The 13,601-nt window shown below is 74.8% G+C and carries 14 protein-coding genes; 12 read left to right on the forward strand and 2 right to left on the reverse strand.

All coding sequences use genetic code 11. The annotated features are described in order from the left end of the window. Positions 1-23: 23 nt before the first annotated feature. Positions 24-623, reverse strand: coding sequence for a bifunctional 4-hydroxy-2-oxoglutarate aldolase/2-dehydro-3-deoxy-phosphogluconate aldolase (locus tag VGP36_08820; protein ID HEV7654822.1), 600 nt, complete (start codon positions 621-623; stop codon positions 24-26). Positions 624-961: 338 nt separating this feature from the next. On the opposite strand from VGP36_08820, the gene VGP36_08825 reads away from it, so the two are divergent. The 11 genes from VGP36_08825 (at position 962) to VGP36_08875 (ending at position 11,183) form a co-directional block, all read left to right on the forward strand. Beyond that, positions 962-1,381 carry a nitroreductase family deazaflavin-dependent oxidoreductase gene (locus VGP36_08825; GenBank protein ID HEV7654823.1) on the forward strand — a complete coding sequence of 140 codons (420 nt, stop codon included), beginning with the start codon at positions 962-964 and terminating at the stop codon, positions 1,379-1,381. A gap of 355 nt (positions 1,382-1,736) precedes the next feature. After that, a complete protein-coding gene (locus tag VGP36_08830; GenBank protein ID HEV7654824.1) occupies positions 1,737-2,393 on the forward strand; it encodes a hypothetical protein in 657 nt (218 codons plus the stop codon). Continuing rightward, positions 2,380-4,044: a GH3 auxin-responsive promoter family protein gene (locus tag VGP36_08835; protein HEV7654825.1), complete on the forward strand. Its 1,665-nt coding sequence runs from the start codon at positions 2,380-2,382 to the stop codon at positions 4,042-4,044. Before VGP36_08830 ends, VGP36_08835 begins: the two co-directional genes overlap by 14 nt. Next, the gene (locus VGP36_08840) at positions 4,041-4,907 is read left to right on the forward strand and encodes an SAM-dependent methyltransferase (protein ID HEV7654826.1); all 867 of its coding nucleotides are present in this window, start codon (positions 4,041-4,043) and stop codon (positions 4,905-4,907) included. The genes VGP36_08835 and VGP36_08840 overlap by 4 nt, the downstream gene beginning before the upstream one ends. Then, positions 4,904-6,169, forward strand: a complete 1,266-nt coding sequence (locus VGP36_08845; protein ID HEV7654827.1) for an FAD-dependent oxidoreductase — start codon at positions 4,904-4,906, stop codon at positions 6,167-6,169. The genes VGP36_08840 and VGP36_08845 overlap by 4 nt, the downstream gene beginning before the upstream one ends. Further along, positions 6,156-7,277: a hypothetical protein gene (locus VGP36_08850; protein HEV7654828.1), complete on the forward strand. Its 1,122-nt coding sequence runs from the start codon at positions 6,156-6,158 to the stop codon at positions 7,275-7,277. The genes VGP36_08845 and VGP36_08850 overlap by 14 nt, the downstream gene beginning before the upstream one ends. Beyond that, complete coding sequence (locus VGP36_08855; GenBank protein ID HEV7654829.1) at positions 7,274-7,972, forward strand: DUF6182 family protein; 699 nt, start codon at positions 7,274-7,276, stop codon at positions 7,970-7,972. The genes VGP36_08850 and VGP36_08855 overlap by 4 nt, the downstream gene beginning before the upstream one ends. Then, positions 7,969-8,667, forward strand: a complete 699-nt coding sequence (locus VGP36_08860) for a LysR substrate-binding domain-containing protein (protein ID HEV7654830.1) — start codon at positions 7,969-7,971, stop codon at positions 8,665-8,667. Before VGP36_08855 ends, VGP36_08860 begins: the two co-directional genes overlap by 4 nt. Continuing rightward, positions 8,664-9,416, forward strand: a complete 753-nt coding sequence (locus VGP36_08865; GenBank protein ID HEV7654831.1) for an alpha/beta hydrolase — start codon at positions 8,664-8,666, stop codon at positions 9,414-9,416. The genes VGP36_08860 and VGP36_08865 overlap by 4 nt, the downstream gene beginning before the upstream one ends. After that, complete coding sequence (locus VGP36_08870) at positions 9,413-10,225, forward strand: methyltransferase domain-containing protein (GenBank protein ID HEV7654832.1); 813 nt, start codon at positions 9,413-9,415, stop codon at positions 10,223-10,225. The genes VGP36_08865 and VGP36_08870 overlap by 4 nt, the downstream gene beginning before the upstream one ends. Before the next feature lie 481 nt (positions 10,226-10,706). Beyond that, the gene (locus VGP36_08875; GenBank protein ID HEV7654833.1) at positions 10,707-11,183 is read left to right on the forward strand and encodes an SRPBCC family protein; all 477 of its coding nucleotides are present in this window, start codon (positions 10,707-10,709) and stop codon (positions 11,181-11,183) included. A gap of 184 nt (positions 11,184-11,367) precedes the next feature. Here the strand turns inward: VGP36_08875 and VGP36_08880 are convergent, their stop codons facing one another. Beyond that, positions 11,368-11,691: a metalloregulator ArsR/SmtB family transcription factor gene (locus VGP36_08880; protein ID HEV7654834.1), complete on the reverse strand. Its 324-nt coding sequence runs from the start codon at positions 11,689-11,691 to the stop codon at positions 11,368-11,370. A gap of 223 nt (positions 11,692-11,914) precedes the next feature. Here VGP36_08880 and VGP36_08885 point away from each other — a divergent pair, with 223 nt between their 5' ends. Beyond that, the gene (locus VGP36_08885) at positions 11,915-13,141 is read left to right on the forward strand and encodes a sodium:proton exchanger (GenBank protein ID HEV7654835.1); all 1,227 of its coding nucleotides are present in this window, start codon (positions 11,915-11,917) and stop codon (positions 13,139-13,141) included. The last annotated feature ends 460 nt before the right edge of the window (positions 13,142-13,601 follow it).

Here is a 13,601-nt window from a genome sequence, read left to right on the forward strand (position 1 = left end):
GGATCTGACGATCGTCGGAGGTGTCATGACGTGCGCCGCCCGTCGACGATCGACACGAGCCGTTCGGTACGAGCTGCCAGAGCGGAAAGATCGCCGCCGAGCAGGACGTCCCCGAGGAGCGCACCGCTGACGCCCACGGCAGCGGCACCGGCGTCGAGGTACTGCGCCGCGGCCTCCAAGGTGACGCCACCGGTCGGCATGAACGCCACGTCCGGAAGCGGGCCACGCAACTCCCGCAGGTAGGTCACCCCGCCGAGGGGGCCGATCGGGGACACCTTCACCATCGGCACGCCCGCGTTCCAGGCGGTGACCACTTCGGTCGGGGTCAGTGCACCCGGAACGAACGGGATTCGATGCTCCCGCGCCGCTTCCACCAGCTCGGGAAGGAAGATCTGGCTGACTGCAAACTCCGAGCCGGCGTCGCTGGCGGCCCGGAGGTGGTCCGCGGTGCGCACGGTGCCGACACCGACGAGTGCCTCCGGCAGCAGCTCGCGGAGTTCGACCAGCGCGTCCAGGGCGCCCTCGGTGGTGAGCGTGTACTCGAAACAGCGGATGCCGGCATCCCACAGCACCGTCGACGCGGGGACGAAGTGCTCGGCGGTGGGTGCGCGCAGGACCGCCACGACCGCCCGCGGCGGCAGCGGTGAGGGGAGTGGGCTAGCGGTCATGGATTCCTCCTCAGGATGACTTCGTCAGCTCGGCGTCGACCACCACCCTTCCGTATGCGCTGCCGTCGATCTCAGGTGCGTCCTCGACCCTTCGGCGGCGAGGGCGTTGAGACCGAGCTACGCCGGACCCCGGCCTGGACGGCTGCATCGGCATCGACGTGGCGGCGACCCCGCTGACCAACACCTTCCCGGTCCGGCGGCTGGCCGGCGTGCTGCGGAGACCCGGCAGGTGCCGCAGGGCGGGTCAGGGGGAAACTGAGATGGTGCCTGCTCATTACCGCGCTCCGGGGTGGTTGACCCGCAACGTCTTCAACCGAGCCGTCGCGTTCCTGACCCGCCATGGAGTGAGCATCCTCGGCTCACGGATTCTGGCCGTGAAGGGTCGAACCAGCGGCGCATGGCGGACGACGCCGGTGAACCTGCTCCACCACGACGGGCGCCGCTACCTGGTCTCGGCGCGGGGCGAGGGCCAGTGGGTGCGCAACCTGCGTGCCGCCGGGACCGGCGAGCTGCGCGTCGGCAAGCGCACAGAGGCATTCCGCGGTCGCGAGCTATCCGACCAGGAGAAGGTGCCGGTGCTGCGCGCCTACCTGAAGCGGTGGAAGGTCGAGGTCGGAGTGTTCTTCGACGGCGTCGGACCGGACTCCAGCGACGCGCAGATCCACGCGATCGTCGGCAAACACCCGGCCTTCGAAGTCCTGCCGGTTCACTGAACGCGGCCCCGCACCGCTGTGGCACGCAGGCCCGCCAGCCATGAGCCTGCACCCTTCGGCACAAGGCTCGGACAGGCGAGGAGCGCGCTCAGCGCGGCATGAGCACGCCTCGGCGCCAACTCCGCCCGGCGGGCGGCGTTGCACCTCGCCAGGTATGCCTCGCGGGTCGCGGGAGATCCAGCGAGACCGGCATCGGGGAAATGACTTGTCCATTGTCCCGACCCGAGCCGATTCTCCGAGATTGCGGCCTTCCTTGCCGGAAGCGTAACTGCCGTCCGATGCTGCCCAGGGCGGGTAGGTCGGACCGGTAGGACGCGCCCGGACAGCGGGCAACGCCGAGTCGAGGGAGGACGCCGTGCGCCGAGGCTTCACCGTGCTGCTGGGTCCGGACCGTGCCGGGAAGACGTCGGTGCTGACCGCCCTGACGGCCGCCGAGCCGGAGCGGCTGCGGGCGATCGGCCTGGACGACGAGCTGGCCGGGCCGCGGCACCGGGCCGTGCCGGCGCTGCGGCGGCTGGTGGTCCGCGACGTGCTGACGGCGCTACGGGGCCCGCGCCCGGCGTACTCGCCCGACTTCGCCATGTCGCTCCTGCAGGGCGGCGTCGTGCACCTGCGGGACCGGGTGATGGAGAACGACCCGGCCGGCCGGGACACGCTGGTCGACTCGTACTACTACAAGATCCTGGCCAAGTGCCGGCTGCTCGGCTGCGCCGACGCCGCGCTGGACTGGTGGCGCGGGTTCCCGCAGCCGGACCTCGTGGTCTGGCTGGACGTGCCGCCGGAGGAGGCCTGGCGCCGCGGCGGCACGGCCAACATCCTCGAGCACTACGGCGAGCGGTACGAGCGCGCGTCCTTCCTCGCGTACCAGCGGGACCTGGCCGCCGCGATGCGCGAAGAGGTCACCGGGCTGCCGGTGGTGACGGTCCCGGTCCAACCCGACCTGTCGGCCACGGTGGCCGCGGTCCGGGCCGCGCTGTACAGCCAGGAGGAGGTCCTCGATGTCGCAGCCTGAGCCGCCGCCGGACCGGGAAGGTGCCTACCGGGAGCGGGTCTTCGCCGAGCGGGCCCGGCTGGCCGCCGCGCTCGCCGACGTGCCGGCCGCGCAGGACGCCGTGCTCGCCGACCTGCTCGCCGCGAACGCGGACACCGCGTTCGGCCGCGAGCACGACCTCGCCGCGGTCCGCACGCTGGACGACTTCCGCAAGGCGGTGCCGATCCGGGACTACTCCGGGCTGGCGCCGTGGATCGAGCGGGCCGCCGCCGGCGAGCACGGCGTGCTCACCGAGGAGGACCCGGTCCTCTACTTCACCAGCAGCGGCAGCACCGGCGCGCACAAGAAGGTGCCGGTCACCGCGCGGTTCATGCGCACCAGCTTCTTCCCGTTCTACTTCGCGGCCTGGGCGCCGCTGGCCGAGCGGCACCCGCGGACGACCGGGCTGCCCGACCGGATGCTCAACCTCAAGCACGACCCGCGGCCCGCGGTCGCCCGGACCGCATCCGGGCGGGAGCACCTCGGCGCCAGCCAGGTCGACCTCGGTGCCCGGTTCGGCGAGCCGCAGTCGGCCGAGCCCGGCACCTGGGCGCCGTGGGCGACGCTGCCCGGGCCGGTCGCGAACGACGACCACCTGGAGAAGACCTACCTGCGGCTGCGGGCCGCGGTCGCCGGCGACGTGCGCGGGCTGATCGGCATCAACCCGGCGATGGTCGCCGCCGTGCCGTACCAGCTGCGGCTGTGGTGGCCGCGGCTGGTCCAGGAGATCGCCGACGGCACCGCGGACACGCCCGCGGACCCGGGCCGCGCCCGGGAGCTCGAGGCGCTCGCCGCCCGGTACGACCCGCTGCTGCCGGCGCACGTCTGGCCGGACGTCGAGGCGATCTTCTGCTGGACCACCGGGCTGGCGTCGCTCTACCTGCCGCGGCTGCGGGAGGAGTTCGGCATCGGCGTGAGCGTGCTGCCGGCCCCGGTCGCCGCGTCCGAGGGTCCGGTGGCGGTGCCGCTGGACCGGCACGGCTCGGCCGGCAGCCCGGTGGTGACCGCGGCCGCGTACGAGTTCGTCGACGCCGACGAGGAGCTGCGGCCGGACTCGGCCACCCTCGGGCTCGCCGACCTCACCGCCGGCCGGGACTACCAGGTGGTGTTCAGCCATGTCGGCGGCCTCTACCGGTACGCGGTGGGCGACGTCGTCCGGGTCGCGGACACCACCGGCGGCGTGCCGCGGCTCGCGTACGCCGGCCGGGCCGACACCTCCGACGTGGCCGGCGAGCGGCTGCGCGAGTCCCAGGTGGTACGGGCGCTGGCGACCGCGCTGGAGGCGGGCGGCATGGAGGTCCGCAACGCCGGCTGCCGCCCGGTGTCCACAACGGACGGTCACGCGTACGAGGTGGCGGTCGCGACCCGCGGACCCTGGACCGCCGCCGAGACCGGCGCGTTCGCCGACCGGCTGGACGCGGCGCTGACGGCCGGATCGGCGGGCTACCGGGATGCGCGGACCGCGGGCCGGCTGGGTGCCGCGCAGGTGCGGGCGCTGGACGGCGAGGCCTTCCTGCGCGACTGGCACGAGCGGGTCGCCGCGGGCGCGCGGCCGGCGCAGGTGAAGGACCGGGTGTTCTGGCGGGACCCGGCGGCGTGGACACGGCTGGTCGGCGACGGGAGCGGGTCATGAGGGGCACCACCGAGCTGGACGCGGTCGAGCGGACCGCGCTGCTGACCGCGGCGCTGCGGGCGGCCGAGAGCCGCCGGCCGGACCACCTCTACGACGACCCGTACGCGGAGGCGCTGGCCGGCGAGGACGGCCCGGCCCTGCTGGCCGAGGTCCGGGCCGCGACGTTCCCCAAGGACACCGCCCGCACGCTGCCGAGCACCCCGGACTACAACGCGATCCGGACCCGGCTGCTCGACGACTGGATCACCGCGGTCGTGTCCGGCGACGACGCCCCGGCGCAGGTCGTGCTGGCTCCGGCGGGCATGGACTCCCGGCCGTACCGGCTGGACTGGCCGGCGCACGTCCGGGTCTTCGAGGTCGACCGCCCGGCCGTCCTCGACTGGAAAGAGGAGAGGCTCGGCGACGCGGAGCCGCGGGTGCGGCGGACCGCCGTCCGCGCCGACCTGGTCGAACCGGACTGGGAGGACACGCTGATCGCGGCCGGCTACGACCCGGCGGCGCCGTCGGTGTGGCTGCTGGAGGGCCTGCTGTACTACATCCCGGGACCGGACGCCGAGCGCATCCTCGCCCGGGTCGCCGCGATCACCGCACCGGGCAGCCCGGTCGCCGCCGACATCGTCAACGCCGCCGCCCTCACCGCGCCGTCGATGCGCGGGCTGCTGGACGTCTTCGCCGGCTGGGGCTGCCCCTGGCTGTTCGGCAGCGACGAGCCGGAGGCGCTGTTCGCCCGGCACGGGTTCGCGGCCACCGCGGTCCAGCCGGGAGAGCCGGACGCCGACTTCGGCCGCTGGCCGGACCCGGTGCCGCCGCGGAGCGAGACCGGCGTGCGGCGGGTGTTCTTCGTGCGGGGCGTCCGGGAATGACCGGCCGAGTCGTCGTGGCCGGCGGCAGCATCGCCGGGCTCGCGGCGGCGCTCGCACTGTCCGGTCGCGGCGTGCCCACGCTCGTGCTGGATCGGTCCACTGCGGACGGACCGGCGCTGCCGCAGGCCGGCCATTCGCACACGTTCACCTCGCTGGGCCTGGCGGTGCTGCGGGACCGGGCGCCGGAGGTGCTCGCCGCGCTGCTGGCGGCGGGTGCCACCCCGCTGGACGTCGGACCGGGTCCCGACCTGGTCGCGCTCGGCTGCCGCCGTACGGTGCTGCAGGACGTGCTGCGCCGGGTGGTCGCCGCGGCGCCGGGCGTCGAGCTCCGCCGGGGTATCCGGGTGACCGGGCTGCAGGCCGCGGGCGGGCGGGTCACCGGCGTCGTGCTCGCCGACGGGACGGCGGTGCCGGCGGAGCTGGTGCTGGACGCGACCGGGCGGCGGTCCTGCTCGGCCGGCTGGCTGGCGGACCTGGGGGTCGCGACCGCGGCCGACCGATGGAGCCCGACCCGGCTGCGGGCGTTCTCCCGGTTCTACCGGCGGGCCGGGGCACTCGGCCCGCTCAACCGCGGCAACGCGGCCGGCGTGGTCGGCGAGCAGTTCGCCGGCGTCGTGCACCCGGCCGACGGGGAGGTGTTCTCGATCGCGCTGGGCACCCTGCCCGACGACCGCGCGCTGGACCCGCTGCGGGAGCCGGCCGGCTTCGACGCCGCGGCCCGCTACACGCCGTGGGTCGCGGACTGGATGCCCGACGCGGAGCCGCTGACCGGCGTCCGGGTGCTCACCTGCCCGCCGAACGTGCTGCGCGGTGCCGCGCTCGCGCCGTACCCGGGGCTGCTGCCGGTCGGCGACGCCGCCTGCGTCACCGACCCGATCTTCGGCCGCGGCATGTCGCTCGCGCTGGCCCACGCGTACGCGGTCGTCGACGCCGTCCTCGACGGCGGTGACCCGGCCGCGATCACGCAGGACCTGCTCGCCCCCTGGTACGAACAGGCCACTGTGGACAGTGTCGACCGGACGGCGTGCTGGCAGGCCGCGGTGGCCGGCGAACCGGCGCCGGAGCCGCCGCCGGGGTCGCTGCGGGCGGTGGGCCGGGCGGTGGCGGGCGACCCGGCGATCGGGCTCGCGGTCACCCGGGTGCTGATGGGGCTGACCCCGCCCGAGCGCGCGTACGCCGGGCTGCGGATCCCGGCGGGCGGTCCCACCGCGCCCGGGCCGACCCGGGCCGAGCTGCTCGGGAGCCTCTATGCCCGCCGCTGAGCCGGCCCGCCGGGTGCTGCTGGCGCCGGTGACCGTGACGCCGACCAAGCCGCTGACCCCGAGCCACCTCAAGGGTCTACTGTGGACGGACGTGATGTTCCGGGCCACCGGCCGGGTCGCCGAGGTGACCTACCGGTGCAGCCCGACCACGTACCACCCGACCGAGCAGACCGTCGGATTCTGGGAGCACCTCGACCGCACCGTCGGCGACGTCGACTGGTCGGAGCGCAGCGAGGAGGACATCGGCGAGCTGTACGTCGGCTTCCGCGGCTGCGGCGAGCGGCCGACGGTGGACGCCTGCCGGCCGTACCTGGACGCGGTCGAGCAGGGCTGGGTGCACCCGGCCAGTGCGCGGGTGCTGGAGCTGTGGGCGCAGTCCTACGGCCGGCTGGGCATGCACGACCCCGGCCTCACCGAGCACCAGCCGCCCGGGATGGAGCTGGCCGAGGCGATCGACCGGGTCGCCGCGGTCGGGATGATCCTGGACACCCGGCCCGACGGCGGGCCGGTCTACCTCGACGCCACCGCGGACGGGATCCCGCTGCGCCGGCTGGTCTCCGAGGAGGGCCGGCCGAACTACCTCGCGTGCGCGCTGCGCGAGCTGGTCCCGCTGTGCGCCGACTCCCGGTACGACGACGTGGTGTTGCTGCACGACCCCGAGCTGGAGCAGGACTACCTGGTGCTGCAGCGGGTGCTCGGCCGGCTCGGGGTCCGGGCGCACCGGGTGCCGGTCGGTCGGGTGCCGATCGAGGGGAAGGTCCGCTCGGCCCGGCACGGCGACTGGCGCGGGCACACGGCCGGCGCGCTGCTGGAGGCGATCGGCGACGACTGGGAGGACCCGGTGGTCCGGCTCGGCACGCGGCTCTACTTCATCGCGATGCTCGGCCCGGGCGACCAGACGTCGTTCCGGCCGGCGCTGCTGCGCCGGTCGCTGCAGCGGGCGGCGAAGTTGCTGGCCGCGCCCGGCCGCGGTGGTGACGCCGGGGCGTACCTGGACGAGCAGGTCGGCGCCGACGGGTACGTCGACCCGTACCGGCTGACGTCGCAGCTGCTCGCCCGGCGCACCCGCGCGCCCGTCCAGGCGCTGGCCGCGGAGGTGTTCACGTGACGCTGGACCAGCAGCAGCTGCAGGAGTCGCTGGACGAGCGGATCCGGGCCTGCCGGCCCGAGCTGGCCGGCTCGGACCTCGCCTCGGACCCGGCCGCGGTCGAGCCGGAGAGCACGGTCGCGGTCGTGGTGCTGCGCCGGTTCGACCCGGCCGTCCTGGTGGCGGGCGCCTGCGCGTACGCGCGCGGGCTGTCCCCGGACGAGGCGCTGGAGTGGCGGCGGTCGTTCACCCGGACCGTGTTCCTCGCCGGGGACCCGGAGCGGCTGGCCGGCAGACACCGGTTCGCGTCGGTCAGCCCGGACGGATCGACGGCCTGGACCGAGCCGGGACCACCGGAACGGACCGAGCCGCTGCGGCGGCTGCTGCGGGCCTTCCCCGGCACGGTCCCGCTCGCGGACGCCCTCACCCGCGACCCGACCGCCGCCGGCGAGGTCGAGCTGCACCTCGCGACCGCCGGGCGGACCCTGCTGGACGGGATCGTCGCGATCCACCACCTGCTGGCCGAGGCCGTGCTCGACGGGCTGATCCACCCCGGCGACCAGGTCGTGCTGCGACCGGCGCCGCGGCTCGGCGCCGTCGCCGGCCCGTTCACCGCGCTGCGGGTCGGTCCGGACCCGTTCGACCCGAGCCGGCTGACCGCGTTCGCCGGGCTGAGCCGTCCTGACCCCGCACCGTCCACAGAGGAGAGTCCGTGACCGCACCGCCGATCCGTCTCGGCTACCACGGTTCGGCGGCGCTGGCCGCCGGGCTGGTCAGCGCCGCCGGCCGCACCCCGGCCGAGGTCACCCTGCACGAGTACGCGGTGAACGACCCGTTCCGGTTGCTGCGCGCCGGCGAGCTGGACGTCATGATCGCGAAGTTCCTGGTCCGCGAGCCGGACCTGGACCGCAGCGCGACGCTGAGCACCGACGCGCGGGCGCTGGTCGTCGGCGAGACGCACCCGCTGGCCGGCCACGCCACGCTCCGGCTGGACGACCTCGCCGACGTCGACGGCTTCGCCTGTCCCGGCACGATGCCCGGGTACGTCTGGGACGAGGTCGTGCCGCGCACCACGCCGTCCGGGCGGCCGATCCACCGGCGGTACGCGCTGGAGACGACCGCGGGGATGATGGCGCTGGTGCGCTCGGGCGCCGCCGTGCACCTGTCGCTGGCGTCGCTGTCGGAGGTGGCGCCGCCCGGGATCCGGCTGGTGCCGGTGGACATGCCGGCGGCGCCGGTGTTCCTCACCTGGGTGCGCGACCGGGTGCCCGGGCACGTGCTCGACTTCGTCCACGCCGCCGAAGCCGGCGCCGGAGCCGGCGCAGCCGAAGCAGGGACCGGGGCCGGCGCCGGAGCCGGCGCAGCCGAGGCCGGGGCCGGGGCCGGCGTCCCCGCGGGGGTGCGGCGGTGATCGTCCTGTTGCACGCCCTCGCGGCGCCGCCCGCGATGTGGGCGGCCCAGCGGACCGCGCTGGGCGCCGCCGGCCACCGCGTGCTGACCCCCGCGCTCGGCGGGCACGGCGACCGGCCGCATCCGGACGGGCCGCCGTCCATGGACCTGCTCGTCGACGAGCTGGTGGCCGAGCTCGACCGCGCCGACGCCGGCCCGGTGTGGCTGGCCGGCTGCTCGCTGGGCGGCTACGTCGCGCTGGCCCTCCTCCGCCGGGCGCCCGAGCGCGTCCGCGGGCTCGCCCTGCTGGCGACCCGGGCCGAGCCCGACGAGCCGGCCGACCGCGACCGCCGGCTCGGTTTCGCCGCGGCGATGGCCGACCCGGCGGCGCGCGCCACCGTCGTACCGGCGGCCGCCGCGGCGCTGGTCGGCGCGACCACCCGCAACCGCCGGCCCGAGCTGGCCGCGGCGGTGCGGACCGCGGCCGAGGCGGTCGACCCGGCCGCGGTCGCCTGGTGCCAGCGGGCGGCGGCGTCCCGCGCCGACGGGACGGCCGAGCTCGCCCGGTTCTCCGGCCCCGGGCTCGCGCTGGTCGGCGAGGAGGACGAGCTCGTCAGCCGCGCGGAGGTCGAACGGGTCGCCGCCGCGCTGCCGGCCGGCCGCCTCGTCGTACTGCCCGGCGTCGGCCACCTCTCCCCGCTGGAGGCACCGGACGCGGTGACCGCCGCCCTGACGGGCTGGCTGGCGCGAATCCCGGTGGTGGCACCGTGACGACCGCCTGGGGCTTCCGCACCTCGACCGGCCTGGACTTCACCGAGGCCGAGATCGTCGACGCCCACCACGAGGCCTGCCGCGACACGTTCCGGGCGCTGCTCGACAGCGTCGGCATCCGGCCGGGCTGGCGGGTCCTCGATGCCGGCTGCGGCACCGGCGCCTTCCTGCCGCGGCTGGCCGAGCGGGCCGGCCGCGTCCAGGCGATCGACCTCGCCACGGAGAACGTGGCCGTGGCGCGGGAGCGGACGGCCGATCTGCCCACGGTGACGGTCGAGGCCGGCGACCTGCTCGACCTGCCGTACCCGGACGACAGTCTCGACGCGATCTGGTGCGCGAACACCGTGCAGTACCTGGACGACGCCGCGCTCGCCCGCGCGCTCGCCGGCTTCCGCCGGGTGGTCCGCCCGGGCGGCCTGGTCGCGGTCAAGGAGATCGACGCGAGCCTGATCCGGGTGGAGCCCGGCGACCCGTACCTGTTCTCCGACTTCTTCCGCGCCGCCGCCCCCGTCAGCCCGTACGCCCGCCAGCTCCTGCGGTCGCGCGGACTGCACCGGAACCTCGCCGCCGCCGGGCTCACCGGGGTGCGGCAGCAGACCGTGCTGATCGAGCACTTCGCCCCGCTCACCGAGGCGGAGTGGCGGTTCTACGGCCCGTCCGTCGCGCAGCTGGCCCGGCAGGCCGTGAGCCTCGGCCTGTCGCAGGAGTGGACGTCGCTGCTCGATCCGGCCACACCGGAGCACCCGCTGCACCAGCCGGACGGCTACGTCTCCCAGGGCGCCGTCCTCGCCGTCGGCACCGTCCCCTAGGCGTCGTGGAGGCGGGCGAGTCGGGTCCGCGGACAGCTGAATTGCCGCGCCGTCCAGGCCGCCGTCCAGCTGGGCCAGGGTGCTCGTGCCGAGGATCGGGCGGATGCCGTGGGCCACCAGCCAGGCCTCCAGGCCGTGCACGGCGGCATGGTCGCGCTGTTCGTCGGTCAGGACGCCGAAGCGGTGGGCCACGGTCGGGTGCTGCGACCCGGCCGCTACACCACGTATCGCGCACGGGCGAATATGTCGCACCGTGACCACGCCGGAAATACTGGATGGCACCGCGGACGCCTGGGCAGGAGGAACATATCATGAGTGGGTCGAACCGGACTCCAGCTGAGACCGCCGAGATCTACGGCGCCCGGGGCACATCGCCCAGTTCGGCGAGGAGCTGTTCGAGGGCACCAAGGAGGGCCAGGCCACGTGGTTCGGCCTGGGGACGGACTATGGGATACACGATCCTGATCGCGAGGCAGCCCGCGTGAAACCGCTCGCCACCGGTGAGGTGGCCATCGACGTCTCGCCGGCGGCGGCGTACCAGCTGGTCAGCGACCCGATCCGGATGGCCGGGTTCGCCGAGGAGTTCTACCGGGCGCGCTGGATCCGCGGTGCGACCGGCGCGGGCGTCGGCAACTGGTTCTCCGGTTCCAACCGCAACGGCCTGCGCCGGTGGCGGACGCAGGCGCAGATCACCGACGCCGAGCCGGGCCGCCGGTTCGCCTACCACGTACGGACGCCGTTCTTCGTGCCGATCTCCCGCTGGCAGTACGAGATCGTGCCGGAGCCCGCGGGCTGCCGGGTGACCGTGACGAACTGGCTGCGGATGCCGCGCTGGTTCGTCCCGGTCGCGATCTTCATCACCGGCGAGAAGGACCGCGCCAGCGCCAACGGCGACCACATCGCGACGACCCTGGCCCGGCTGAAGGCGCACGCCGAGTCGCTCGAGGTCACGCCGTAGGGTCGCTCCGTGCGGACGTACACCCCGGCCGAGGCGGCCAGCGAGTCCGGATTCTCCCTGGACACGCTGCGCTACTACACCCGGGAGGGAATCCTCCCCGGGCGTCGCCCGGACCTCCGCCGGTCACCGCGCCGAGCTCGACCGCCGGCAGGCCGCCGTCCCCCAGGACTGACGGCACCCGCCGTCAGCTGAGCGGCGGGTCGGGCGCGAGCGTCCCGTCCGGCGCGATGTGGTCGAAGATCTGCTGGATCAGCATGATCACGTGTGGGTCGTCGACGGTGTAGAGCTGCCGGCGGCCGTCGCGGCGCGCGGAGATCACGCCGGCCAGCCGCAGCTTGCTCAGGTGCTGGGAGACCGTGGCGATGCCGGTGCCGACCCGCTCCGCGAGCGTGCCCACGTCGTACGAGTCGTGGGTGATCAGCCAGACCAGGTGCAGCCGGACCGGGCTGGCCAGCAGCGCGAACGTCCCGGCCGCCGACCGCAGCTGAGCCGCAGTGGGCTCGAACATGGCCGTCTCCATATTTCGTCACTTGCGCAACTGTCGAAGCGGTGTCAGGCTAGCGGTACCCGAGGGGGAGTAGTCCACAACATCCACCATCGACACGCTGAGAGCACGGTGTTCTCCGGTGGTGGGGACCGGCCAGGTGGCCGGTGGGCGAGACCTTCGGCCATGCAGCGATGCCTGGCCGAGCTCCCATGGGACCCGGCCCGGCCGGGAAGGGACTCCTCTGGTGCTCACCACGCTGGTCCGGCCCCTCGCCGTGTGCGGGGTGCTCACCGTGCCCGCGCTCGTCACCCGGTTCGCCGGGATCCACCCCGCGCCGCTGGTGGCGCTGGTGCTGTTCGGCGTGGCCGTGGTGGCCGCCTCGTTCGTGCTCGCCTGGGCCGCGGAGGCGGCGCAGGTCGACATCTCCGGTGGTCTCGCGATCGCGATCCTGGCCGTCATCGCAGTGCTCCCGGAGTACGCCGTCGACCTCTACTTCGCCTACACCGCCGGCTCCGAGCCCAGCTACCGTGCGTACGCCGCGGCCAACATGACCGGCTCGAACCGGCTGCTGCTGGGCCTCGGCTGGTCGCTGGTCGTCCTGATCGGCCTGGCCGTCGCCCGCCGCCGCACCGGCCGGACCGTCCGGGAGCTGGTGCTGGAGTCCGGCTACCGGGTCGAGCTCGGGTTCCTCGCGATCGCCGCGCTGGTCGCGTTCGTGATCCCGGTGACGAGCCGGATCTCGCTGCCGCTGGGCTTCGCGCTGCTCGGCTTCTTCGCCTACTACCTCTGGAGGATGTCCCGGGCCGAGGCCGGCGAGCCGCACCTGGTCGGCCCGGCCGCGACCATCGGGGCGCTGCCGACGCGGGCCCGCCGCGGCCTGGTCGTGGGGCTGTTCCTGTTCGCCGCCGCAGTGATCCTGGCCAGCGCCGAGCCGTTCGCCCAGGGCCTCATCGCCACCGGCCGCGAGCTCGGGCTCGACGAGTTCCTGCTCGTGCAGTGGCTCGCACCGCTGGCCTCGGAGTCGCCGGAGTTCATCGTCGCGATCCTGTTCGCGCTGCGCGGCAACGGCGGCGACGCGATCGGCACGCTGATCTCCAGCAAGGTCAACCAGTGGACGCTGCTGGTCGGCAGCCTGCCCGTCGCGTACCTGCTCGGCGGCGGCGGCGCGGGCGGCCTCGCGCTGGACCCGCGCCAGGTCGAGGAGTTCCTGCTCACCGCCAGCCAGACCGCGCTCGGGGTCGCCGCCCTGCTCGCGCTGCGGTTCCCGCGCTGGGCGGCCTGGATGCTGCTGGGCCTGTTCGCGGTCCAGTTCGCGTTCCCCGGGCAGACCGCGCGGTACGTGCTGTCCGCGATCTACCTCGCGATCGCGGTCGCGGCCCTGATCCGCCACCGCAGGCACATCCTGCCCACCCTGGCCGCCCCGTTCCGCCGGACGCCGTCCGAGCCGGCGCGGGAGCCCGTCGCGGTCTGAGGGCCCAGCCCACGTCGTCGTACGCGTAGAGCGCGGCCTGCACGGTCGGGTCCGGGTTGGGCGAGTAGCCGCCGGCGTAGTAGTCGGTCAGGTACTTCTTGGCCAGGTCGGTGGTCTCCGGGCCGGCCAGCACCGCGCCGGTGTTGAGGTTGCCGGCGACCGGGATGCCGGTGGCGCCGGCGGAGATGACCTCGCAGCCGCCGGACGGGTCGAAGAACGCCGGGACCGCGTGCAGCCGGGCGTTCTCCTCCAGCAGCGTCTTGGACTTCGCCGGCGAGCTCATGAACGAGATCAGCACGTCCGGGGTGGTTGCCCTTGATGCGGGTCAGCAGGCCGCTGAAGTCGCCTGTAGGTCTGTATGACACACACACAGTTGTCGACGGCGGCAACGTAGGCCCGGGCCCGGCCGGGCGCAATGGCCGTAACCCAACCGTGAGCGAAGCCGGCCGGTGAATACGCC

The sequence above is a fragment of the Mycobacteriales bacterium genome (assembly GCA_035995165.1).
Lineage (GTDB): Bacteria > Actinomycetota > Actinomycetes > Mycobacteriales > CADCTP01 > CADCTP01.

What these genes read in the sequence shown, in the direction of transcription:
- VGP36_08835 (HEV7654825.1), top strand. Translation starts at nt 2,380, where the DNA reads ATGTCGCAGCCTGAGCCGCCGCCGGACCGGGAAGGTGCCTACCGGGAG.
- VGP36_08840 (HEV7654826.1), top strand. Translation starts at nt 4,041, where the DNA reads ATGAGGGGCACCACCGAGCTGGACGCGGTCGAGCGGACCGCGCTGCTG.
- VGP36_08845 (HEV7654827.1), top strand. Translation starts at nt 4,904, where the DNA reads ATGACCGGCCGAGTCGTCGTGGCCGGCGGCAGCATCGCCGGGCTCGCG.
- VGP36_08850 (HEV7654828.1), top strand. Translation starts at nt 6,156, where the DNA reads ATGCCCGCCGCTGAGCCGGCCCGCCGGGTGCTGCTGGCGCCGGTGACC.
- VGP36_08880 (HEV7654834.1), bottom strand. Translation starts at nt 11,691, where the DNA reads ATGTTCGAGCCCACTGCGGCTCAGCTGCGGTCGGCGGCCGGGACGTTC.